The organism is Bacillus cereus group sp. MS39, assembly GCF_040448665.1.
In the GTDB taxonomy this organism is placed as follows: Bacteria; Bacillota; Bacilli; order Bacillales; family Bacillaceae_G; genus Bacillus_A; species Bacillus_A wiedmannii.
In genome coordinates this window covers 1607242-1631587 of sequence record NZ_CP123058.1, presented here as the reverse complement: position 1 = coordinate 1631587, position 24346 = coordinate 1607242, and the positions used below count along the sequence as shown (strand labels likewise).

The following is a 24346-nucleotide window of genomic DNA, read 5'->3' as shown; positions in this document are numbered from 1 at the left end:
TGTATGTATGCTTTTTATCTTAACAAAGAATATCTTTTGGAAAATTTCATTTTCCTTTCATTTTTCAAGTTAGATTGAATTTTTATGAGAAAAGTTTCAGTTTTTTTTCATTTTCCTTTCAGTTGTGAAACAGCATTAAATGTTCCTAATAACCTAATAACACTATAATCTCCCGCATTATATTATCAGGAAAAGTCTATATAAACCATATTATAAAAACAATTTATAACGAATATATATGCAATATTTCCTTCCCTAATAAATAAAAGAAGCATTATCATATATTTCTCACCTTGTTTTCCTTTGAAATATTTCAGTAGTTACGTAATTTAATTCCATTAACCTATATAAATAACTAGTCCAAAAAAAATCTATATGCATATCATGTTATAGTAAAGAATTCAGGAAATCCTAAAAGGAGGCATTTTCATGTTTGAAGATAAATCTAAAATAAACTACCCATATGAATTTACTGAAACTACAACAATCCCGCTAAAAAACCCCATCAATAAAACTTTCAAAAACGGCTCTGGTACACATACTTTCCCAATTAAAAAACACTATAAAGAACAGGTGTTATATACGGAAAAAATTAATAATAATAATAATAAAAATAAATAAGCGTATAGATCCTTATGACAATTAGCCAAATAAGGATCTATGTTAGACCTTGTATAGTTATATTTTTAGTAATATATAAATCTTTATTATACAACCCACGTATTTTTTAAAAAGTGCTGATATACGGCGCTTTTTTATACATAGATAATGGAAGAACAAAAAAGGTATGGATATTTTCCATACCTTTTTGTTCTTTACTATTTATAAATAAAGTACTTCCATGTTTATTTTACTTAATGGTACTTTAATAGGCCTTCTAGAAGTTATTGGATTGAATTTATATCCCTTCCAATCCCTACTTTTTATAGGCCGTTATTGCTCTATTATATATATTTTTAAATTTACCAAACGCAGTTTCAAAGTAACTTAGTTTTCATAAAATATTTTTTGTTTCCGTTGGAACGGATAGACTTTAATCTCATCTGCATCTAAATTTTCATGAAATAAATGAATGGCTATAATTTGTCTACAATCGTAAGTATGATAATAATATGTTCCGGACTCCATACACATTACGCTTGTATAAATGGTATTATCTAATGCACCTTCTTCTGTTATTACTCCGCCTTTAGGAACCTCGCAATTTGATAAGATATGAAATAGGGCCGATACTCCCTCTTCTTCACTATCTATACCTTGAATGTTTTGTTTACCATATGCTGCTCGCACAAACCTTGATGGCGGAGTGAAGTCCCCTGGAAGTCCCATTGAACCTGAGCCCTGACCAAAAGCACTTAATGGTACATTACTCCACTCAGTTGGTGCGAATGGCTGCGATTTAAGGCCTATATATTGCCTTAAATTTTGCAAATGCCAATTAAACTCCGGACTATTCGTCATCACTCCTAGTGGGTTATCATACATTTTTAATCCTTCATTTGTTGGCTCCAGTACAATGCAATCTCCCCATTTATCCGCTAAAATCCAATGTAGTGGTGGCGTAAGCCCTAAATCCGGTAATGGTATATCCAAAAAGGTAAGGCTATCTACAGATTTCTTTAACTCTTTGACAGAATTGAATTGTGTCAGACTCCAAGTCACAAAATCAAATGGAGCCAAATTCGTATTGTTGTCATCTATGCTTTGACTATAAGTAGCGAATCCTGGAAAATAGAGTGTTGCACATGTCATACCTGCTTCATTTACTCCGTCCGCCATAATGATCCTTCCTTGATGATTAATTCCCATTCCGACCGTAGCATGTTTCGTATTAATGATTTCACCAGTTATATTATTCCACTGGTAATGTCGAGGAATGACTATTACTTCTTGATTCAAATCTAATGTGAAGTCCATCGTTCTTGCAAAAAGATGCTGACCGTTTTTTGTCTGTAATGTCAAACTAGTACACATAAAGAACACCCCGTTTTATGGTTTTATCTACACTTTACATAATTCTGATAATTCTGTAAATTTAAAACCTCTTTCCTTACAAAAAAATTGAGAAGGCACATATAAAGTACAAATAGGTTGAGGTTATCTCTAGTTTATAAATGAATTTTTAAAATATAGTTGCAAAAGAATTATATTAAAAAGGAGCGACTTGTTACTATCGCTCCTTTTTATTTCTCTCTATATTTTATTAAAATAACAAGGAACCATTTTTCTCTATGAACAGTATCCCTACATAACCCTCTTAAACATCTTCTCCAACTCATAAGTAGAATGATGCACAAGAATTGGTCTTCCGTGCGGGCATGTGTATGGGTTTGTTGTTGTACGTAGTTCTTCCAGTAAAGCAAATATTTGATCGTTCGTTAAATATTGATTTGCTTTGATCGATGCTTTACAGCTCATCATGATGGCTGCTTCTTCACGTAGTTTTTTAATGTCAACTTTTTTTAGTTTAACGACTTGTTCCATCATTTCGTCGATAATTTCTGTTTCTTGTCCTTTTGGGAACCACGTTGGATGCGAGCGGACGATAAAGGATTGATGACCGAATTGCTCCAAGAATAATCCAACTTTTTTCAGTTCTTCTAGTTGCTCTTCGACACGTAAAAATTCAGTAAGAGATAGGTCAATACGGTATGGTACAAGTAGTTCTTGTACTTCTTGCGCTACTCTTCCTACTTTATCACGGAAGTATTCATAATTAATACGTTCCTGCGCGGCATGTTGGTCAATCATATATAAGCCTTTATCATTTTGAGCGAAAATATATGTTCCGTGCATTTGTCCAATTGGATAAAGCGGTGGTAAATCATTACCGTTCATTTCAATCTCTTCTATTTCCTGAACTTCTTCTTCCAATTCCTCTAATTCAAAGTCTTCATCGTTACTGTTCCACGATTTCTCTTCTCGAATCGGTTCTTCTATTATCGGTTTAGTAGATGGTTGCCAACTTTGTTCTTCTCTTACGAGCGACTGTGGTGGCTGCCATTCTTGCTTCGGCGGTTGCCACAGTTGTGCTGGCTGTTTCACTGCCAGTGGTTCTTCTCGTTTTTCATCCATGCCCGTCGGTAAAATGATGTCTGGCATAGATGGCTCTTTCGGCTTTGCATGCTCAAATTGGAACTGCTCTTGCACACTTTCATCTTTTTCTTTTTTCTTCGTTGTTACACCTGCATCTGGAATGAGCTGTATTTTTTTAAATGCTGCTTGCAATGTTTCTTCGATAAGCTTTAGCAACTCTTGTTCTTTACTAAAACGAACTTCTAATTTCGCTGGATGTACGTTAACGTCAACAAGCATCGGATCCATTTCAATCGATAAGAAGCCGATTGGATATCGTCCGACTGGCAATAATGTATGGTATCCTTGCTGAATGGCTTTCATTAATACGAAATTTCGAACGTAACGGCCATTTACGATCGTTGACATATAATTTCGAGATGCTCTCGTTACTTCTGGTAATGTTACATAACCTTTAATTGTGAAATCTAAAGATTCAGCTTCAATTGGAATAAGCTTCTTCGCAACTTGAATACTGTAAATTGATGCAAGTACTTGTCTTACATCACCATTTCCTGATGTATGAAGCAATTTCTTTTCATTATGAAACAGCTTTAATGATACTTCTGGATGTGACATTGCAATACGATACACAATATCTGTAATATTCCCAAGCTCTGTATGAATGGTTTTCATATATTTAAGACGCGCTGGTGTATTAAAAAATAAGTTTTGTACTGTAATATCTGTTCCTTTTCGGCTCGCTGTTTTCTCCTGCTTTATAATGTCTCCACCTTTAATCATAAGGTGTGTACCAGGCGCATCACCTGTGCTAGTGATTAATTCTAATTCACTAACTGAGGCAATACTCGGCAATGCCTCACCGCGGAAACCGAGTGTTCTAATACGAAACAGATCGTTTTCATCTTTAATTTTGCTCGTCGCATGTCGTTCAAAAGCGACGATACAATCTTCTTCTGCAATGCCATCCCCATTATCAATGATGCGAATTTTTGATAAACCAGCTTCTTCTAAGTGGATTTCAATAGATGTACTATTCGCATCGATAGAATTTTCCACAAGTTCTTTTACGACTGAGGCAGGGCGCTCTACTACTTCCCCTGCCGCAATTAAGTTAGAGAGTTGATCATCGAGTTTGCGAATTTTCCCCATCTACTTACTCATCCTTTCTTTAACTTTTTCTGCAAGCGATACAGTTCGTTCATCGCCTCTAAAGGTGTCATATCAAGTAAATCAATTTTTTTAATTTGCGCAAGTACTGCCGTTTCTTTTGCATCTAGAACTGACTTGTCTTGTTTTTTCGAAGATTGTTCTCCACCAAAGAATGATAATTGCGATTCTTCCTCAGTCTCTACTTTCGTCTCTTGTATTTCTGCTGGTTCTTCTTTTACAACAGCTGCTTCTGGAGCCACTTCTTGTACTTTCACTTCTGTACGCTTTGGAATAATAATTTCTTCTTGTCCTTCTAGTTGCGCTAACACTTCTTTCGCACGAGCGATTAAGCTATCTGGAAGCTCCGCAAGTTGCGCAACGTGAATTCCGTAACTTTTATCAGCTGCTCCATCTTGAATTTTATGAAGGAATACTACTTTTCCGTTCTCTTCAATAGCTGAAACGTGTACATTCTTCAATTGTCCTAAACTTTCTTCTAGCACCGTCAATTCATGATAATGCGTAGAGAATAACGTTTTCGCACCAATTTGGTCATGAATATGTTCAATGATTGCTTGGGCAAGTGCCATACCATCATACGTAGATGTACCGCGTCCAATTTCATCGAATAAAATTAAACTTCTTTCTGATGCATTTGCAATTGCATTTTTCGCTTCTAACATTTCGACCATAAATGTACTTTGACCCGAAATTAAATCATCCGCTGCACCAATTCTCGTAAAGATTTGATCGAATACAGGTAATACCGCTTCTGTTGCTGGTACGAAACAACCAATCTGTGACATAACAGTTACAAGTGCTAATTGTCTCATATACGTACTTTTACCAGACATGTTCGGTCCTGTAATTAAAAAGACATCCATCTTCTCCGGCATAATACAATCATTCGGTACATACAATTTCCCGTTCAATACTTTTTCAACGACAGGATGACGACCATCTTTAATAAAGATTTCGCGCTTAGTTGTTAAAACAGGTTTTACAAACTGTTCTTCTTCACTAACTGTCGCGAAACTTTGCAGTACGTCTAATTCACTAATTACTTTCGCTAAATGTTGTAATTTCGGAATAAATACTTTTACTTCTTCACGAAGCGCTGTAAATAAATCGTATTCTAATTGTACAATTTTTTCTTCTGCTTCTAAGATTAATGTTTCTTTTTCTTTCAATTCATCTGTAATGAAACGTTCCGCATTAGCAAGCGTTTGTTTACGCTCATAGCGGCCTTCTGGAAGTGCTGCAAGATTCGCCTTCGTCACTTCAATGTAGTAGCCGAAAATACGGTTGTACCCGATTTTTAACGATTTAACTCCTGTAATATCACGCTCTCGTTTTTCAAGCTCAGCGATCCACGTTTTCCCGTTTTTACTAACGTAACGATATTGATCAAGCTTGTCATTATAACCGTCTTTAATAATATCTCCATCTTTAATAGAAAGCGGTGGGTTTTCTTGAATACTTCTTCCTAGTAATTCAGTTAAGCTCTCACATGGATCCGCACCTTGAATTAACCTTGCTGCATAAGCATTATCTAACAGACTAATCGCTTCTAAAATAGCCGGTACTTGAAGTAAAGATCGTCTTAACTGTAATAAGTCCCGTGCATTCACATTACCAAATGCAACTTTCCCTGCTAAACGTTCTAAATCATATACTTCTTTTAATTTTTCTTTTAAATCTTCACGTAAGAAGTAATCATTTACAAATGTTTCAACCATTTCTAAACGCTCTTCTACTTTTTCTTTTTGGATCAGCGGACGTTCCATCCACTGTTTTAACATACGACCACCCATAGCTGTTTTCGTTTTATCTAATAGCCATAATAATGATCCTGTTTTTTCTTTCGTTCGGAGTGTTTCTGTCAGCTCTAAATTTCGCTTTGAATGCACATCAATTTTCATAAATTGATTCGTATAATAAATTTCCACTGGTTGTAAATGGTCTAACGAACGTTTTTGCGTTCTTATTACATAGTTAAATAAACGTCCAACTGCTTTAATTAACTTTGCTTGCGAAACGTTTTTCACAAGATGTTCTAACCCTTCCGGAATCGTTGTTGCATCTTCATACGAAATCGTCATTTTTAATGTTGCAGTTAATTTATTTAATTCATCTTTTGAAAATGTAGAATCTACAACAATTTCTTTTGAACCAGTTGCATACACTTCTAATAAAATATCTTCTACTGAACCTGTTAACAACGTTACTGTATTTTGTCCAGTCGTTAAATCATTACAAGCTAAAGCATACGATCCATCTTCAAAATGTGTTAATGCTGCTAAGAAGTTATTTTCTTTCTCATCAATAGTACGCCCTTCCATCATCGTTCCTGGCGTAATTAGTTGTACTACTTCACGGCGTACTACACCTTTAGCTGTTTTTGGATCTTCCACTTGCTCACAAACAGCTACTTTATATCCTTTTTCAACAAGTTGTTCAATATAATTTTTAGCTGCATGATGTGGTACACCGCACATCGGTATACGATCACTACTACCACCATCTCGGCTCGTTAATGTAATTTCAAGTTCATGAGCTGCTTTAACCGCATCTTCAAAGAACATTTCATAAAAATCACCTAATCGGAAAAATAAAAAGGCATCTTGATAGTCTGCCTTAACCTTTAAATATTGCTGTATCATAGGGGTATATTGAGTCATACTTTTCCTCCATAATTCTTACATAGTAATCAATTTTCATATATGTCACACTTCACGGACATCCATATCTCCTATTTCAGGAGTCTTTCCTCATTATAGCACATTTCATAAGGAATCATGTTCATTCAAGCATCACTTATGTAAAGTAAAAAGCTAGGAAGAACTTCTCCCTAGCTTTCTATTACTCTTCTTCTGCATCGACGATAAAGTTCGGATCTAATTCTTCAAACTCATCATCATCGACTTGGAAATCCTCGTCTGATTCTACGCAACCTTCAGGATTTACACTTACACAAATTTTCGTTTCCCCAACTACTTCTGTTACAAATTCACGTTCTACAGTTACAACAATTTTATTACCATTTGGTGATACAAGAGCTTCTAAACAATTTGGTGGCTGAATGACACGAGCAATAATTTCTAAATCATCACCAGAAAAGTTTTTATCACGATACCCAATACTCACTTCATCAGTGTAGTTCACACGTTCTGTTACAACTTCTGTCTTTGTATTACCATCAAATGAATACCAAGTGTTCACATCATAGAAACCTTCAATTTCCACATGCTTTCCATTCTTTCTTGCTTCGTACGAGTGGTTAATTACCCAGCACCCTAAAATACTTGTTGGCTCATTATTCGATTCACATGTATGCGTTGACTTTGTATACTTACGTCCTTTTCCAACCACTGCTTTTGTAATAATCTCTCTAAATTCGGACATTCGTAACCCTCCTCAATCACTATTCACTTAATCATATGCGTGACAATAGCGGAATGTGTCATTCTTTTTCGAGAAGAACTTACGTTTAACCCATTAAAAAAAGAGATGTCAATTCGACATCTCTTTAACAACCACAATTTCCTTTTTTACTTTCTACCGCTGCGCCCGTTTCACCCTTCAATACATCGCCATTAGTTGAAATTAATATTTCATCTGTTACGTTGTTAGAAATCGTACTTGCAACTAGCTGTAGTAAGTCATTTACATATGTTTGTGAAGATTTAAATTCTTGCACAACTGGGATACTATCCAACTTATCTTGCAATGCATCAATGTCAGCTTCTACTTTTTTCAAAGCTTCCCATTTCCCGTAATGCTGCAAGTTTACTGCTTGTTTTTGCAGTGCTTTAATTTCATCAATTGCGCGCTTTACATTTTCATTTTTATGAATTTGCGCCTCTGCTTTCTTAAAGAAATCAACTTCTTCTGTTTCAGAAATCATTTTTGCTAATTCTTTCGCTTGTTCAACAATTTCATCTTTCGAATATGCTTTCATCTATTATTCCACCTCAATCGGCTCTTCAACTAATTCCCCGTTAAGAGACCAAGTTTTTGCTTCCGTTACTTTTACTTTCACAAGCTGACCAATTAAAGATTTTGAAGCGACGAAGTTTACAAGTTTATTCGTACGAGTATAACCTGCGAGTACTTCTGGATTATTTTTACTTTCCCCATCAACTAACACTTCTACAATTTGACCTTTGTAACGATTATTCTTTTCAATTGCCAACGTATTTACTAGTGTATTTAAGCGTTGAAGACGTTCTTTTTTCACTTCCATCGGTACATTATCTTTCATTTTTGCAGCTGGTGTACCTTCGCGCGGAGAATAAATAAAGGTAAAGGCAGTATCAAATCCTACTTCACGATATAACGACATCGTTTCTTCAAATTGCTCATCTGTTTCATTCGGGAAACCAACGATAATATCAGTTGTGAATACTGCATTTGGAATTGCTTCTTTAATTTTTCTTACAAGTTCTAAATAATGCTCACGTGAATATTTGCGCGCCATAATTTTTAACATATCTGTGCTTCCAGATTGAACTGGTAAGTGAATATGTTCTACTAAGTTTCCACCTTTTCCAAGCACTTCAATTAAGTGATCATCGAAATCACGTGGATGGCTCGTTGTAAAACGAATACGGGCAATATCAACTTTACGGAGTTCGTCCATTAAATCGCCAAGACCGTATTCAAAATCTTCAAAGTCTTTACCATATGCATTTACGTTCTGGCCAAGTAATGTAATTTCTTTATAACCATTCGCAGCTAAATGACGAATTTCTTGGATAATGTCTTCTGGACGTCTGCTTCTCTCTTTTCCACGTGTATACGGCACGATACAATATGTACAGAACTTATCACAGCCATACATAATATTTACCCAAGCTTTAATATCACCACGGCGTACTTTCGGAAGGTTTTCAATTACATCCCCTTCTTTTGACCAAACTTCAACTACCGTCTCCTTCGAGAACATCGCATCTTGAAGAATATACGGCAATCTATGAATATTATGCGTTCCAAACACCATATCTACATGCTGATTTTTTTGCATAATTTTATTTACAACAGATTCTTCTTGAGACATACAACCACATACACCAATTAAAAGGTCCGGATTTCTTCTTTTTAATGACTTTAAATGACCTAATTCACCGAAAACTTTATTTTCAGCATTTTCACGAATTGCACAAGTATTTAATAAAACTACATCTGCATCTTCAGTTGAAAAGGTTGGCTCATATCCAAGTGCGGTGAAAATACCCGCCATTACTTCCGTATCATGCTCATTCATTTGACAACCATATGTACGAATATAGAACTTTCTTCCTGTACCAAAATTGCGAAATTCTTCAGGTAAGCCAAAATCCCGTTCAATTTTAACTTCTTCTTTCCCTCGTTTTTTCGCATCTTTTAAGGAAGGTGGTTGGTATACACTTTCAAAGTATTTACTATAATCTTTCTCTTCTTTTTTCGTAGAGGAATTTGCTTGTCGACTTGCTAATCGTTGTTGCTCGTTCATTGGTAATCTCCTTTCACCCTTAACTATACACACTCTATAGTCCATTTTAATGCGCTTTGACTCACCTCAAAAATGGTTAGATAGCTTGAGAGATAACTTGTCCTTTGAAACTTGAGTAATCAATCTAATCATTCATAAGAATGAAGTCTTCCCCACACAAATAGACATTCCCTTTTCATACTTCTTTTTGTCCTATCCAAAAGCATATTGCTTTATCCCTATAAACATTACCATAGTATGAAGCGTTGCGCCAATTTTAACAAGAAAGAGGCTCTGTCTGATCTTACATTTCATCAGCAATGAACTCGCCATTTTCATACAACGATTTATATATTATTTTACCATTCTGAATTTTCTAAGTAAATAAGACTATCCTATATTTTTTACTCATAAAAAAAGGTTACCAAATGGCAACCTCCTCTTCTTACATTACATAAATTCAGCTACGAGTTCATCAAACATTTTCTGATCCATATTTAAATCAGCTTGCACTAAAGGCTTCTCACTATAGCCTTTTACAAGTTCTTGGTACGAAGGTTGCGCTGTATTTTGATATATTAAACCTGTTACTAATCCGTTATTTTCCATTAACGTTTGCATAGCCATCATGCGATTAGATGGATCATATCCCTCTACTGTACTTAGTTTTGTTAAATTCTCTTTAAACCAATCGTAAGTATTTACTTTATTGTAAGTAACACATGGGCTGTATACGTTAATTAATGAAAATCCTTTATGGTTAATACCAGCTTCAATAATTTGTGTTAGTTCTTTTAAATCACTTGAAAAGCTTTGCGCCACAAATGTAGCACCAGCTGTTAAAGCCATTTCCATAACATTTAGTGACGGTTCAATTGAACCTTGTGGTGTGCTTTTCGTTTTAAATCCAGCTTCACTACGCGGTGAAGTTTGCCCTTTTGTTAATCCGTAAATTTGGTTATCCATTACGATGTACGTAATGTCGATGTTACGACGAATAGAATGGATTGTATGTCCCATACCAATCGCAAATCCATCACCGTCACCACCTGATGCGATAACTGTTAAATCACGATTTGCCATTTTCACACCTTGTGCAATTGGAAGGGCACGACCATGAATACTATGCACACCATATGAATTAATATAACCTGAAATACGACCTGAACAGCCGATACCGGAGATAACAGCAAGTTCATCTGGATTTAAACCAACGTTAGCTGCCGCACGTTGAATTGCAGCTTGCACCGAGAAGTCTCCGCAACCTGGGCACCAGTTTGGTTTTACGCTGTTACGAAAGTCCTTAAATGTTGCCATTTAATACAACCCCTTTTTTGCATTCGTTGTAAATCTCTTTCGGCAAGAATGGGTTCCCATCATATTTTAAAAGACTAGAAATTTTCTCACCGTTACCAAGATTCATTTTCATAATGTTAGCAAGCTGACCTGTTGCGTTGTTTTCTACCACTACAACACGCTTCGCATTTTTCACAAGTGGATCGATTTCAGCTGTTGGGAACGGGTGAACTAAACGTACATGAGCATGGTTTACTTTCATACCCTCTTGTTCTAAGCGCTCCATTGCCTCTTCGATTGCACCACGAGTTGAGTTAAACCCAACAAGCAATACGTCCGCTTCTTTATGCTTAACATTTTTATAGACAGGGGTGTTAAACTTCAAGTTCTCCATTTTACGGAAACGTTTGTCCATTTGATCTTTACGGTTTATTGCTGATTCAGATGGTTTACCAGTTTCATCATGTTCTACACCTGTAACATGGTGAACACCATTTTTCATACCAGGTAAAACACGTGGTGAAACGCCATCTTCGGTTACTTCATAACGCTTGAAGTATGCTTTATTTTCACGTTCTGGTAATTCCGCTTCTAAATCAAGCTTACCGCGACGAATTTCCACTTTATCTAACGTAAGCGGTTCTACAGTTTGTTTTCCTAGAGAAAGCTGTAAATCCGTTAAGAAAATAACAGGTACTTGATATTCTTCAGCTAGGTTAAATGCTTCTACAATATCATAGAAAGCTTCTTCAACTGTACTTGGCGCCATTACGATTTTTGGAATCTCACCGTGCGTACCGTAAATCATCGCCATTAAATCCGACTGCTCTTGTTTCGTTGGTAATCCTGTACTTGGACCACCACGTTGTGTATCAACAATTACTAATGGTGTTTCTGTAATCCCCGCTAAACCAATCGCTTCCATCATTAAAGATAGACCCGGACCAGCAGATGCAGTTAATGTACGAACACCAGCATAGTTTGCACCGATTGCCATTGTACAAGCTGCAATTTCATCCTCAGTTTGGATTACTGTTCCGCCAACTTTTGGTAATTTTTTAATTAAGTATTCCATAATTTCAGATGCAGGTGTAATTGGATATGCAGACATAAAGCGAGCACCACCAGCTACCGCACCAAATGCGATTGCATCGTTTCCAATCATAAACATGCGTTTCTTACCATCAGCTTTTTCAAGCTGCATCATGTTAACTTTCTCACCTAGCAACTCTTTCATATATTGAGAGCCACGTTTAATTGCGTCCATATTCTTTTGAACGACTTGCTCTCCTTTACGACCAAAGATCTCTTCAACAACATTTAAATAAGCTGTTTCATCTAATCCTAATACCGCACTTGATGCCCCAACAGCAACCATGTTTTTCATTAATGATGTACCTAATTCTGAAGCAATATCTGTAAACGGTATCACATATAGATTTACATCTGTATTATCAGGTATTGTTGGATTAAATTTCGCATCCGCAACTACAATTCCACCTGGACGTAGTTCGTGGAAGTTAAAATCAATTGTTTCTTGATCAAAAGCAATTAAAATATCTAAATCATCTGAGATCGCGCGTACTTCTGTTGTACTTACACGAATTTTATTATTTGTATGGCCGCCTTTAATACGTGATGAGAAGTGGCGGTAACCGTATAGGTAATATCCTAATCGGTTTAATGCAATACAGAAGATTTCTCCTGTACTTTCAATTCCTTCACCTTGTTGGCCTCCAACTTTCCATGAAAGTTGACTAATCATCTCCTACACCCCTTTTGGCTGCATTCATTGTAGTGTATTTTTTACAGTAATAGTTTAGCATTTTTTATACAAATAAACTACAACGGACGCAAATTATGCCTCTTCTGATTTCCCTGAATCTTTAGTATAAAGCTATTTTGTTTTTCATTCTAGTATTAGGTCTTAAAAAAAGCAATAATATCAAATGAATTAATTCTAATTTTTCTGTATTTTTAAAAAGAAAATCTTAAAAGCTTATATGTTCAACAAAATTATCATATAAAAATCGCTCTACAGTAGATGCAGCATAGTGTTTACAAAGCTCATTAATTACATTTTCATATTCTCCATACGCTGATACATTTACAACTGTTTCTAATATCCCATCAAAATCCGAACCAAACCCTATATTGTTCTCTCCACCTAATGAACAAATATATTCGATATGTTTTACTATATCTGCTATATTCGCTTGTTTTTCACTTATTAGAAACTGTGGTACGAAAGTAACACCGATCATGCTATTTCGCTTTATAAGAGCTCTAAGTTGTTCATCGTTTAAATTACGTGGGTGCTGACAAAGTTTCATACAATTTGAATGGGAGGCAATAGGATTTTTTGCAATTTCTATCACATCCCAAAAGCTTCTTTCATTCAGATGCGACACATCGGTCCATACATGTAACGTATTAAGTTCTTGTACAACATGTTTACCAAAGGTCGTTAAACCCGCCCCACGTGTCTCTAGCGCACCATCAGCTAATAAATTGGCATAATTCCATGTTAGTCCAAAAGAACGTACTCCTAGACGATAAAACAACCGTAATTTCATTGCATCTTTTCCAATTGCTTCGCATCCTTCTAGTGTTAATATCGCTCCAATCTCGTCCTGTTTTAACATGTTAATATCATCTTTTGTCTGAATAAACTTTACACCCGGTAATGATAAAATTTCATTATAAAAAATATCTACCATTTGTAATGCCACTTCAAATCGTTTTTCATATAGCACCGTTTCTGGCACATATATAGCAAAACATTGTATACTTCCTTTTCTTTTCTTTAACTGTTCAAATGTAATATGTAATTGCGGATCGTTTTTAAAATCCTTTTTCCCCTGTGCACTCCATAATCGAAAGAGTACATCACAATGAGCATCAAAAATTTTCATTTCCATTCCTCCATTATAAAAACAACCTGTTTGCATACTGCAAACAGGTTGTTTAAACTTAACGAGGTTCTACAATTAATTTTATTGCTGTACGCTCTTCCCCATCAATCATAATATCTGTGAACGCTGGGATACAAATCAGGTCTAAACCACTAGGCGCTACAAATCCTCTTGCAATTGCTACTGCCTTTACCGCTTGGTTCAATGCACCTGCACCAATGGCTTGAATTTCTGCTGTTCCGCGTTCGCGAATAACACCTGCAAGTGCACCAGCTACAGAATTAGGGACCGACGTTGCTTTAACTTTTAATATTTCCATTCCGCGTTTCCTCCTCGTTTCTATAAAAAGTATTAGCAATTATTTCACTTTAACTTATATTCACGAGGAATGACGCGTATTCCTGCTAAATTTCTGTAATTTTTCTAAAAAATTAAAAAATAATAACTTTTCTAAATCTTATCCAGAAATTACTCAAAAAATGGCTGATCATCATTAATTAAGATACGCTGGATTTTCTTAGCTTTTCCTGTATTAGGATCCACATCAACTAGCACTGCACTTAATTGTGTTCTACCACTTGTCACTTCAAATCGTACTGGTAAGTTTGTTAAAAACTTCTTCAATACCGCTTCTCGATCCATACCTAAAATCCCATCGTAAGGACCTGTCATACCAACATCTGTGATATATGCAGTTCCGCTTGGTAAAATACGATTATCTGCTGTAGGAACATGTGTATGTGTACCCACTACTGCTGTAGCACGACCATCTACATACCAACCTAACGCTTGTTTTTCACTTGTAGTTTCCGCATGAAAATCAATAAAGATAATATTCGTACGTTTTTTTGCAATGTTAATTAATTCATCCACTTTACGGAATGGACAATCAATTGGAGGAAGGAATGTACGTCCTTGTAAGTTAATAACTGCAACTTCTGTTCCATTGCAGTTCACAAAGATAAGTCCTTTTCCTGGAGTTCCTTCTGGGAAGTTAGCTGGTCTTGCAAGATATTTTGCGTCATCAATAAATTCAAATACTTCACGGTTATCCCAAGCGTGGTTTCCAAGTGTAACCGCTTGTGCCCCGCATTCTAAAAAGTTTCGATATATTTTTTCCGTAATTCCACGTCCACCTGCTGCATTTTCTCCATTAATAATGGTTACTGTAGGTGTATATTTCTTCTTTAATGCCGGTACGTATTGTTGAATCATACCTCTACCAGGAGATCCTACTACATCCCCAACAAATAATATTCTCATATGTCTTACCCTTCCTATGTACTACATTTTTTATTACTATAGCTTCAAGTGATTTCCTTACAATATATTTATTATAAGTTCGTTTCACTTGTATACTAATTCCCTTTATTTTAACCAATTCCAACACAAAAAAATAAAGTGGTGTTTCACCACTTTATTTTGCGTATTCCACTGCACGTGTTTCACGAATAACAGTTACTTTAATATGTCCTGGATAATCCAGTTCATTCTCAATACGTTTTCGAATATCACGAGCTAAACGATGAGCTTCTAAATCATCAATTGTATCTGGTTTTACCAGAATACGAACTTCTCGTCCTGCTTGAATTGCAAAAGATTTTTCTACGCCTTCATAAGACTCTGAAATCTCTTCCAACTTTTCAAGACGACGAATATAGTTCTCAAGTGTTTCACTACGAGCTCCAGGTCTTGCAGCTGATAATGCATCTGCTGCTGCAACTAAAACTGCAATGATAGAAGTTGGTTCTGTGTCCCCATGGTGAGATGCAATACTGTTTATAACTACAGGATGCTCTTTATACTTCGTTGCGAGTTCGACACCAATTTCAACGTGGCTACCTTCTACTTCATGATCAATTGCTTTACCGATATCATGTAATAGACCAGCACGTCTTGCTAGTTTTTCATCCTCACCAAGCTCCGCTGCCATAAGTCCAGTTAAATATGCAACTTCCATAGAGTGTTTTAAGACGTTTTGTCCGTAACTTGTACGGTATTTTAAACGACCTAAAATCTTAATTAAATCTGGATGTAATCCGTGAACACCCACTTCAAACGTTGTTTGCTCTCCGACTTCGCGAATATACTCGTCCACTTCACGTCTTGATTTTTCGACCATCTCTTCAATACGCGCTGGGTGAATACGTCCGTCCTGTACTAGTTTATCAAGAGCGATACGAGCTGTTTCACGACGAATTGGGTCGAATCCAGAAAGGATAACCGCTTCTGGTGTATCATCGATAATAAGGTCAATACCTGTTAACGTTTCTAACGTACGAATATTTCGACCTTCACGTCCGATAATACGTCCCTTCATTTCGTCATTTGGAAGATTTACAACCGAAACGGTTGTTTCAGCAACATGATCAGCTGCACATCTTTGCATTGCAAGAGATAAGATTTCTTTTGCTTTCTTATCCGCTTCTTCTTTCGCACGAACTTCACTTTCTTTTACCATTACGGCAATTTCATGAGAAACTTCACTTTCTACTTTACCAAGAATAATTGCTTTCGCTTGTTCGCGTGTCAGATTGGAAATGCGCTCTAATTCTGTTTGTTGCTTTTGAACTAACTCTCCCACTTTGCTTTCCAACTCTTCAATCTGTTGTTGTCTCGCTACAAGAGAATCCTCTTTCTTTTCTAACTGTCGCTCGCGTTTATCGAGCGTTTCGTCTTTACGATCAAGGTTCTCTTCTTTTTGCATTAAACGATTTTCTTGTTTTTGTAATTCGCTTCTACGGTCACGAATTTCTAATTCAGCTTCTGTACGAAGTGTATGAATTTCATCCTTTGCTTCTAAAAGCGCTTCTTTCTTAAGTGCTTCAGCCTCACGATTCGCTTCGTCTATAATACGTTTCGCTTCATTAGCTGCACCATTAATCTTCGCTTCAGCAATAGACTTTCGAACAAAAAAGCCAACAACTGCACCGACTGTTGCAAGCAAAATGGAGATGAGTATCCAAACTGTAGTACTACTCATGATTTCACCTCCCCTTGCTATGAATGAAAAAAGACTGTCGGCATGTACATTGAATACCAACATACAGCAAAGACCGTCGCCCCACTTTTTTAAGGGACTTTCTTCATTTCACAATTAAAATGTCATATTATTATTTCGGCAAGATTTAAGTCTTACTCCGAATATTACTTCTCTTCTTGAGAAGAGTGTTTCGTATATAAGAAAAAATATACATTCTCATTGTATCTATCGCAATTTTCATTGTCAAGCGTTGTCTACTTTTACTTTCTTTACCTTCAGCCCTAATTCATATATGAATTTAAAAAGCAGACAGCATATTATCCTGGAAAACCTTAGTAAATTCCAGTTTATGCATACAAAACATGCATATATCCCTCTTTATACATAGCCTTTTAGTTAAATTAAATATTTTATTTCCAACGATATACAACGCTTTCATAATAATTAAAAATAAAAGACACGGGACCGTGTCTTTTATTTTTAATCTTGAAGATTTGAATCTTCCGTGTCTTCCACACCAGAGTCTTCACCAATTCCGTGATGATCACGAACAAAGAAGGCAATTTCCTCTCTTAAATCCGTATTCTCTTTTAAGAATTGCTTCGAATTTTCACGACCTTGTCCTAAACGCTCTTCATTATAAGAGTACCAAGCACCACTCTTTTGAACGATATCAAGTTCAGAAGCCATATCTAAGATTTCACCTTCTCTTGAAATACCTTCTCCGTACATAATATCAACTTCAGCAACACGGAATGGTGGTGCTACTTTATTTTTAACTACTTTTACTTTCGTTTTATTACCAACGATGTCGTTACCTTGCTTTAATTGCTCCGCACGACGCACTTCAAGACGAACTGTTGAATAGAATTTCAACGCACGACCACCTGGAGTTGTTTCTGGCACTATCTATAGATTTTCCATCTCTATAGTCCGGACTATCTCTTCATCTCTTTACAGAGAGCCTTGCACTTCCAGCAGTAGCCTATCATCTGCCGTACCCTACTCAGTTAACTAAAAGTCCTTTTCGGTAGTCTCTACACCTTCCCCATATAAATATGAAGCTTGGCACGGTATTACCCTAAATAATGGTGGGCTTCACCGTTAGCAACTATATAAATAGTTACACCCTTAGGCAATAAGGTTCACAAGGTTTTTTAACATGCTATCACTAGCAAGGGAAACCCATGGTAAACTCCTTAATCTTTTGTGCGACTTTTTCTTTATTTACTAACTCTTCTTCATGTATAACAAGATATTTATAGCAGCTCTCTTCCATAAATAAAAGTTTTCTTTTATCTCGTTCTTTTATTTTGTTGAGTGAGTGTGCCCATTTCCCATGGACATCTAAACAATATTTTCTACCTAAGTAGAAATCAATGGACCACTTATCGATTCTTTTTTGCTTAATGAACGCCAGATCTAAGCTTAATAATATCTGTTCGACCTGTTGTTCCAGTAAAGTATCATAATTTTTCTTTCTGACCTTTACATTAAGCTCTTTTCTCCTTTTAGCAACACATGTATCGGATACGCCATACTTAACGGCAATTTCAACATGTGATAAATATGGATTTTTTAACTCCTGTTCAACTTCTGCGGTTTTAGGTAAATAAATCTTCCTATGTCTGGTTCTTTTAATTCCGAGTAACTTTAATATTTCACCTACTCGCCTTTCATCCAGATTAATTTCTTTACCTATATCTTTTAATTTTCTCTCCGCATGTGTCGCGATAAAATCCACTTGCCATTGTTCTATGTTTCGATAAGTTCTATTTCCGATTGTCACTGCCACCTTAATCTCTCCTTATAAGAAATCCCTTATAAAGACTTAAATGAAGAAGACAAATAAAGATTCAAGTACTACGCTCTGATTAAGCAACTTGTGGTTGATTTCCGAACATAACCCCAACTTTTTCACGAATTTGGTTAATAAAGATTGCGATTGTTTTTGATTTATTGATTGCACCTGACAGCTTACGAAGTGCTTGAGACATTAAACGAGCTTGTAGACCTACGTGTGAGTCACCCATGTCTCCTTCAATCTCAGCTTTCGGTACAAGAGCTGCTACAGAGTCAATTACGATAATATCAACCGCGCCACTTCGTACAAGTGCTTCTGCGATTTCTAGTCCTTGCTCCCCTGTATCAGGTTGTGATAATAGTAATTCATCTATGTTAACGCCTAATTTTTGTGCATATACAGGATCCATTGCATGCTCCGCATCAATAAACGCTGCTTGTCCACCTTGACGCTGTACTTCCGCGATTGCGTGTAATGAAACTGTTGTTTTACCTGAACTTTCTGGTCCATAAATTTCGATAATACGACCACGTGGGTAGCCGCCTACCCCTAATGCCACATCAAGTGCTAAAGAACCACTTGAAATTGTAGAAATTCTACGCTCCGCTTGTTCTCCTAATTTCATAATTGAACCTTTACCGAATTGCTTCTCTATTTGTTTTAACGCCATATCTAACGCCGCTTGACGATCACTCATTCAAAATTCCTCCTTAACTGAATTGCTAATCTTATTATACCTATTTTCAATTCAATTTGCCAACAAAATCGAACATTTATTCGTTTTTTTTTATTTTCCATTAAATAAAAATGAGTTTAACCATAAAAAAAGCTAGAAGAAACTTATATCTCTTCTAGCTTTTTATATAAATGATAAAATCCATATTTCACCGAACGTTCCCTAATTTGTTGACGACTTCCACTTAAAATAAGAGGAAAGACTACAGTTGGTTTATCCTTAATCGCCAATCCAACGAATACTGTTCCCGGCTCTTTATGTTCTGAAGCATCCGGTCCTGCTACCCCAGTGAAACTAATTCCGATATCCGCTTTTAATAAGCCCTTAACATTTTCAGCAAGATAACGAGCACATTCTTTACTAACTGCACCATCAGTAGACAACACTTCCGCAGGTACATGTAAAACATGTTGCTTCACATCATTATGATAACAAATGACACCGCCTTTAAATACTGAAGACACACCAGCACTTTCTGTTACTTGATTACCAAAGAGACCACCGGTTAAACTTTCTGCACACGCTAAAGTTAATCCTTTTTTCTTCAATAACTCTATCGCCTTATCATGCAGAAACTCTTGATCATACCCGTAGAAAAATTTTCCTACTCTTTCTAAAATCAAATCTTCCATATGCTGAATTCGTTTCGCAGCTTCATCAGCATTTTGATGTTTGGCAGTTAAACGTAGTGTCACTTCTCCATCATTCGCAAGGGGGGCGATTGTCGGGTTCGTTTGTCCATCAATTAAATCTTGAACTTTCACTTCTAATTGAGATTCCCCAATCCCGAAAAAGCGAAGCACACGAGAATAAATGTTTTCTCCTGTTGTAAAGTTACGTAAAAAAGGCTCTACATAACTTATATACATCGGCTTCATCTCTTTCGGTGGTCCTGGTAATAAAATATAAACTTTCCTGTTCTTATTTAGCCCCATACCAGGTGCCATGCCGTGATCATTCGCAAATACAGTTGCTCCATTCAAAACGAGCGCTTGCTTTTTATTATTCTCTGTGAACTCCCGACCTGTACGCTTAAAGTACTCGCTTATCGATGCTAATGCCTTTTCATCATATACAAGCTCTTCACCCAACCTAGAAGATATCGTTTCTTTCGTCAAATCATCTTTTGTCGGGCCTAATCCACCTGTGAAAATAAGTATGTCAGCACGTTCTTCCGCAACTTCAATCGCCTGCTGTAATCGCTTGTTATTATCTCCAACTACAGTATGGTAGTACACATTAATTCCGATTGAAGCTAACTTTTCAGATAAAAACTGGGCATTTGTATTTGCAATTTGTCCAAGTAATAATTCAGTTCCAACCGCAATAATTTCAGCATTCATCCCAATTCCCCCATAAACTTCTATTTTGAGTTTACAAAAGCAGCTCTATTTTTCCAGAAATAATCCCACCCTGAAATAACAGTAAAGATTAATGCAATCCATATGAAAATATCAGCAACTGGGATATGGATTAAATTTAAAGGTACATCGTGTAATAAATACGCCGCAATTGCAATAATTTGTGTCCACGTCTTAATTTTCCCTAACTGATTTGCTGCCACTACTTCTCCTGTTCCAGCAAGTACAAGGCGTAAACCAGTTACTGCAAACTCACGGCTGATAATTACAATAACGATCCAAGCAGGTACGTATTGCATCTCAACTAATGTAATAAGCGCTGCTGAAACAAGTAATTTATCAGCTAACGGGTCAAGAAACTTCCCTAAATTCGTTACAAGATTATACTTTCTTGCGTAATGTCCATCAATCCAATCTGTAGCCGAAGCAATTATAAAGATAAGTGCCCCTACTAAATGTTGAATTGGTAAATCAACATCACCAATTGTGTATGAACCCCATTCAAAGGGCGCTAACATAATTACCATAAAAATTGGAATTAAGAAGATTCTAGATATTGTAATTTTATTTGGTAAATTCACAGCTATTCCTCCATCATATCAAAAACATTTGTTCATTGAAAAAAGTCATCGAGGCGATGACTATTATTGTGCTGGTTGCCCTATCCCTTGGTTTTTTATCACCAATCTTTGGTGAAGTTCTTTTTCTGGATCCAATGGATAAGCGACCACTTGGCCATTCAGTTTAACTTCAACATTCGTTGCATTCCCAATATTAAGTCGCACTTCTTTTAATGTTGATACATCACGTTTTTCTATTTGGCCCTCTTGTACTGTAGCGTTTAGAATCACATTCCCCGCATCATCTTTAACATCTACATAGCTCGCACCTTTACCCGATATTTCCAGTTCTAATGTTTTATTGTTATGAATTTCCAAAGTAGATACTTTACCAGTTGTACCAACTACTTTTACTTCTTCTTGTCCCGTTGGTTGTGCCGGTTGTTCCTCTTTCTTTGGCTCTTCTTTCTTTGGTTCCTCTTTTTTCGGCTCTTCCGCTTTCACTTCATCTTTCTTCGTATCTAACGGAGAGTTTTCTGCTTTTTTAACTTCAATTTTCTCACTTTGAGCATTCGGAACTTTCTCATCACCTTTTCCAGTTAACGCTTGGAAAACAAACCAAATTACCACTCCAAATGCAATTACTAATAGCGCAACTAAAACTTTCGGCATATGATCTGCAATTGGCCATGATGAAGATTTTTGCATTGTTTCTTGTGTTTTCTGTCCTGTTGATACTTGTGGAACGTCGCGTTTTTCAGATTGTGGTATCGTACTCTGATATTCTACAAGCAGTTCCTCTCCATTTAACCCAACCGCATCTGCGTATTGTTTAATGAATGCACGCGCATAAAAAGCTCCTGGCAATACATCATAATTGCCTTCCTCAATCGCTACTAAATGGCGTTTTTGAATTTTTGTAATCTCATGCAGCTGATCCATAGACAAGCCCTTCGTTCCTCTTGCTTCTTTCAGCTTTTGTCCTAATTCTGTCACTACTAACACCTCAATATTTCTTTAAAAGTCAAACATAGAGAAATTATTTTGCGTACCTTGCTCAATTTCATCTACTAAATTATATTGAATTTCTTCATCATAATCGTTACGCAACTCGATAATATAATCAAAATCATCCAATGTGTATTCTGACTGACTCACAAATACGTCAGGATGTTCCACAACTTTCGTTGCAGGTAATCTCATAATTTCACGAACAAGCTGCCAATGCCTTTCGTTAGCACGCTTTGTTGACACGATTCCATCTAAGATAAAAATATTGTCGTCGCTATACTCATCTTCAATCAATTGACTACGAACAGTTTGCTTAATAAGAGTAGATGATACAAATAACCATCTTTTATTTGCACAAACACTTGCGGCAACAATGGATTCTGTTTTTCCGACACGAGGCATTCCTCGTATCCCGATTAGTTTATGACCTTCTTTTTTCATTATTTCAGCCATAAAGTCTACAAGTAACCCTAATTCATCACGTACAAATCGAAATGTCTTCTTATCATCTGCATCTCGTTGTATGTACCTACCATGTCTAACCGCTAGCTTATCTCTTAGCTTTGGCGGACGATATTTCGTTACCGTTATGTTATCCATCGTATTTAAAATTGATTCAAGTCTAGAGATTTGCTCTTGATTATCACACATAAGGAGTAATCCACGTCGTGCATTATCTACACCATTAATTGTGACAATATTAATGCCGAGCATACCGATTAACGAAGAAACGTCACCAAGCAAGCCAGGTCGGTTTTTATGTATTTCATATTCAAAATACCATTCAATCATCCAAGATCACTCCCCTTGCTTACTTTACACCTACGTACTATATTATATGATTTCACCTTAATAGGGAAGCTAAATGTATAATCTATCCCGTTCAATTATTATACAAAAAAAATAGAGAGGAGATTCTCCTCTCTATTTTTTACTTATGCTGTACAAACTTCACCATTAAGTTTGCGATTGTATGTTGCTCTTGTTCATCAGCAACTTTCCAAAGCTCAGACAATAATTTCTCTTGATCGTTGCGCGCTTCTACTTCATTTGCTAAATAATCTCCAACACGAAATGCCATATCTGATACAGCACCACCATCAAGACCTTTTCCTGATGCCTGTTCTAAACGTTCTCCTAAAAAGCTCTTCCATTGATCAAAATTATCTAAAACTGACATGTGTAAGCACCTCACTACTTAGTAATAGAATCATGCTTAATTTGTACAGTTTTTCATTTTTTATGTAAGAAATTTTTAGCAATGCCAACCACCATTTACTCCGATAATTTGTCCAGTTATGTAAGATGCTCCTGGTGATACGAGGAATGACACTGTTTTCGCTACCTCTTCTGGTAGTCCCAACCTACCTAACGGGATCTCTTCAGCAATTTCATTTTTATCCTCTTCTGAAAATACTTGTAACATTTCCGTTTCAATTGCACCTGGCGCCACCGCGTTAACCCTTAATCCACTTAATGAAACTTCTTTCGCTAAAGCTTTCACATATGAATTTTGTGCACCTTTTACCATCGAGTAAAGCACTTCACATGATGCGCCGATTTGGCCCCATATAGAAGAAACAAGTACAATATTACCACTTCTCCGCTGAATCATAGATGGCAGCGCCCTTGATAATAATTTATAGATACTCTTCACTTGAAGTTCTACCATATAATTCAATTCATCGTTCGTTACATCTGTTACGAGTCCAAAGATACTCTTCCCAGCTGCATATACGATAACATCAAGAGGATGTTCAATTTGTTCCCACAACTGCTCTGCCCCATCAGTAGAAGCTAAATTCGCTTGAACAGGAATCACTTCACCCCATTCTTTCTGCAACTCGTTCACTTTCTCTGCACTGTTATTATAATGAACATATACTGTATATCCATCTTGAATTAATTGTTTTGAAATAGCAGAGCCAATCCCTCCGCTTCCTCCAGTTACTAATGCATACTTTTTCATACAATTCCTCTCTTATCTCAACAAAATCTTTCTCCTATAAATAATACCCT

General features: G+C 36.3%; 20 protein-coding genes and 2 pseudogenes. 1 reads left to right on the top strand and 21 read right to left on the bottom strand.

What is annotated here, in order from left to right:
- Window positions 1–429 precede the first annotated feature (429 nt).
- Window positions 430–621 carry a hypothetical protein gene (locus QEP67_RS08570; RefSeq protein ID WP_000461130.1) on the top strand — a complete coding sequence of 64 codons (192 nt, stop codon included), beginning with the start codon at window positions 430–432 and terminating at the stop codon, window positions 619–621.
- Window positions 622–987: 366 nt separating this feature from the next.
- On the opposite strand, the gene QEP67_RS08565 is transcribed toward QEP67_RS08570, so the two are convergent.
- From QEP67_RS08565 to QEP67_RS08465, 21 genes and pseudogenes are all read right to left on the bottom strand, one after another.
- A complete protein-coding gene (locus tag QEP67_RS08565) occupies window positions 988–1974 on the bottom strand; it encodes a choloylglycine hydrolase family protein (protein WP_000337610.1) in 987 nt (328 codons plus the stop codon).
- 270 nt (window positions 1975–2244) lie between these two features.
- Complete coding sequence (mutL, locus tag QEP67_RS08560; protein ID WP_061672270.1) at window positions 2245–4188, bottom strand: DNA mismatch repair endonuclease MutL; 1944 nt, start codon at window positions 4186–4188, stop codon at window positions 2245–2247.
- A gap of 8 nt (window positions 4189–4196) precedes the next feature.
- Window positions 4197–6869 carry a DNA mismatch repair protein MutS gene (mutS, locus tag QEP67_RS08555; protein ID WP_046957390.1) on the bottom strand — a complete coding sequence of 891 codons (2673 nt, stop codon included), beginning with the start codon at window positions 6867–6869 and terminating at the stop codon, window positions 4197–4199.
- A gap of 181 nt (window positions 6870–7050) precedes the next feature.
- The gene (gene cotE / locus QEP67_RS08550; protein WP_001288802.1) at window positions 7051–7593 is read right to left on the bottom strand and encodes an outer spore coat protein CotE; all 543 of its coding nucleotides are present in this window, start codon (window positions 7591–7593) and stop codon (window positions 7051–7053) included.
- 124 nt (window positions 7594–7717) lie between these two features.
- Window positions 7718–8149: a RicAFT regulatory complex protein RicA family protein gene (locus QEP67_RS08545; protein WP_000649386.1), complete on the bottom strand. Its 432-nt coding sequence runs from the start codon at window positions 8147–8149 to the stop codon at window positions 7718–7720.
- Between the two features lie 3 nt (window positions 8150–8152).
- A complete protein-coding gene (gene miaB / locus QEP67_RS08540) occupies window positions 8153–9682 on the bottom strand; it encodes a tRNA (N6-isopentenyl adenosine(37)-C2)-methylthiotransferase MiaB (protein WP_341056697.1) in 1530 nt (509 codons plus the stop codon).
- A 429-nt stretch (window positions 9683–10111) separates the two neighbouring features.
- Entirely contained in the window at window positions 10112–10978 is an 867-nt protein-coding gene (locus QEP67_RS08535) for a 2-oxoacid:ferredoxin oxidoreductase subunit beta (protein WP_000190158.1), read from the bottom strand.
- Complete coding sequence (locus QEP67_RS08530) at window positions 10965–12722, bottom strand: 2-oxoacid:acceptor oxidoreductase subunit alpha (protein ID WP_048545957.1); 1758 nt, start codon at window positions 12720–12722, stop codon at window positions 10965–10967. Before QEP67_RS08530 ends, QEP67_RS08535 begins: the two co-directional genes overlap by 14 nt.
- A 226-nt stretch (window positions 12723–12948) precedes the next feature.
- Window positions 12949–13872 carry a dipeptidase gene (locus tag QEP67_RS08525; protein WP_341056699.1) on the bottom strand — a complete coding sequence of 308 codons (924 nt, stop codon included), beginning with the start codon at window positions 13870–13872 and terminating at the stop codon, window positions 12949–12951.
- Window positions 13873–13930: 58 nt separating this feature from the next.
- Window positions 13931–14191, bottom strand: coding sequence for a stage V sporulation protein SpoVS (spoVS, locus tag QEP67_RS08520; protein WP_000404341.1), 261 nt, complete (start codon window positions 14189–14191; stop codon window positions 13931–13933).
- Window positions 14192–14340: 149 nt separating this feature from the next.
- A complete protein-coding gene (locus QEP67_RS08515; RefSeq protein WP_001221093.1) occupies window positions 14341–15135 on the bottom strand; it encodes a TIGR00282 family metallophosphoesterase in 795 nt (264 codons plus the stop codon).
- A gap of 154 nt (window positions 15136–15289) precedes the next feature.
- Complete coding sequence (rny, locus tag QEP67_RS08510; protein WP_000099731.1) at window positions 15290–16855, bottom strand: ribonuclease Y; 1566 nt, start codon at window positions 16853–16855, stop codon at window positions 15290–15292.
- A gap of 480 nt (window positions 16856–17335) precedes the next feature.
- Window positions 17336–17758, bottom strand: a pseudogene (locus QEP67_RS08505) (recombinase RecA); the annotation flags it as partial.
- 268 nt (window positions 17759–18026) lie between these two features.
- On the bottom strand, window positions 18027–18650 hold the full coding sequence (locus QEP67_RS08500) for a hypothetical protein (RefSeq protein WP_000301531.1): 624 nt from the start codon (window positions 18648–18650) through the stop codon (window positions 18027–18029).
- A gap of 97 nt (window positions 18651–18747) precedes the next feature.
- Window positions 18748–19356: pseudogene (gene recA / locus QEP67_RS08495) on the bottom strand (recombinase RecA); the annotation flags it as partial.
- A 143-nt stretch (window positions 19357–19499) separates the two neighbouring features.
- Window positions 19500–20738: a competence/damage-inducible protein CinA gene (gene cinA / locus QEP67_RS08490; protein WP_048565642.1), complete on the bottom strand. Its 1239-nt coding sequence runs from the start codon at window positions 20736–20738 to the stop codon at window positions 19500–19502.
- Window positions 20739–20758: 20 nt separating this feature from the next.
- Window positions 20759–21337, bottom strand: a complete 579-nt coding sequence (gene pgsA, locus QEP67_RS08485; RefSeq protein WP_001052976.1) for a CDP-diacylglycerol--glycerol-3-phosphate 3-phosphatidyltransferase — start codon at window positions 21335–21337, stop codon at window positions 20759–20761.
- A 63-nt stretch (window positions 21338–21400) separates the two neighbouring features.
- Window positions 21401–22312 carry a helix-turn-helix domain-containing protein gene (locus QEP67_RS08480; protein ID WP_000137490.1) on the bottom strand — a complete coding sequence of 304 codons (912 nt, stop codon included), beginning with the start codon at window positions 22310–22312 and terminating at the stop codon, window positions 21401–21403.
- A 21-nt stretch (window positions 22313–22333) separates the two neighbouring features.
- Window positions 22334–23119, bottom strand: a complete 786-nt coding sequence (locus QEP67_RS08475) for a DUF3388 domain-containing protein (RefSeq protein WP_000574107.1) — start codon at window positions 23117–23119, stop codon at window positions 22334–22336.
- A gap of 139 nt (window positions 23120–23258) precedes the next feature.
- A complete protein-coding gene (locus QEP67_RS08470; protein WP_000114455.1) occupies window positions 23259–23507 on the bottom strand; it encodes a DUF3243 domain-containing protein in 249 nt (82 codons plus the stop codon).
- Between the two features lie 75 nt (window positions 23508–23582).
- Window positions 23583–24296, bottom strand: coding sequence for an SDR family oxidoreductase (locus QEP67_RS08465; RefSeq protein ID WP_000759596.1), 714 nt, complete (start codon window positions 24294–24296; stop codon window positions 23583–23585).
- Window positions 24297–24346 lie beyond the last annotated feature (50 nt).

Bases quoted from the DNA above. Each gene is read 5' to 3' on its own strand.
- QEP67_RS08535 (WP_000190158.1), bottom strand. From the start codon at position 10,978: ATGGCAACATTTAAGGACTTTCGTAACAGCGTAAAACCAAACTGGTGC.
- cotE (WP_001288802.1), bottom strand. From the start codon at position 7,593: ATGTCCGAATTTAGAGAGATTATTACAAAAGCAGTGGTTGGAAAAGGA.
- cinA (WP_048565642.1), bottom strand. From the start codon at position 20,738: ATGAATGCTGAAATTATTGCGGTTGGAACTGAATTATTACTTGGACAA.
- spoVS (WP_000404341.1), bottom strand. From the start codon at position 14,191: ATGGAAATATTAAAAGTTAAAGCAACGTCGGTCCCTAATTCTGTAGCT.
- QEP67_RS08565 (WP_000337610.1), bottom strand. From the start codon at position 1,974: ATGTGTACTAGTTTGACATTACAGACAAAAAACGGTCAGCATCTTTTT.
- mutS (WP_046957390.1), bottom strand. From the start codon at position 6,869: ATGACTCAATATACCCCTATGATACAGCAATATTTAAAGGTTAAGGCA.
- QEP67_RS08545 (WP_000649386.1), bottom strand. From the start codon at position 8,149: ATGAAAGCATATTCGAAAGATGAAATTGTTGAACAAGCGAAAGAATTA.
- QEP67_RS08475 (WP_000574107.1), bottom strand. From the start codon at position 23,119: ATGATTGAATGGTATTTTGAATATGAAATACATAAAAACCGACCTGGC.
- QEP67_RS08465 (WP_000759596.1), bottom strand. From the start codon at position 24,296: ATGAAAAAGTATGCATTAGTAACTGGAGGAAGCGGAGGGATTGGCTCT.
- QEP67_RS08530 (WP_048545957.1), bottom strand. From the start codon at position 12,722: ATGATTAGTCAACTTTCATGGAAAGTTGGAGGCCAACAAGGTGAAGGA.
- mutL (WP_061672270.1), bottom strand. From the start codon at position 4,188: ATGGGGAAAATTCGCAAACTCGATGATCAACTCTCTAACTTAATTGCG.
- QEP67_RS08515 (WP_001221093.1), bottom strand. From the start codon at position 15,135: ATGAGAATATTATTTGTTGGGGATGTAGTAGGATCTCCTGGTAGAGGT.
- QEP67_RS08470 (WP_000114455.1), bottom strand. From the start codon at position 23,507: ATGTCAGTTTTAGATAATTTTGATCAATGGAAGAGCTTTTTAGGAGAA.
- QEP67_RS08570 (WP_000461130.1), top strand. From the start codon at position 430: ATGTTTGAAGATAAATCTAAAATAAACTACCCATATGAATTTACTGAA.
- QEP67_RS08525 (WP_341056699.1), bottom strand. From the start codon at position 13,872: ATGAAAATTTTTGATGCTCATTGTGATGTACTCTTTCGATTATGGAGT.
- miaB (WP_341056697.1), bottom strand. From the start codon at position 9,682: ATGAACGAGCAACAACGATTAGCAAGTCGACAAGCAAATTCCTCTACG.
- rny (WP_000099731.1), bottom strand. From the start codon at position 16,855: ATGAGTAGTACTACAGTTTGGATACTCATCTCCATTTTGCTTGCAACA.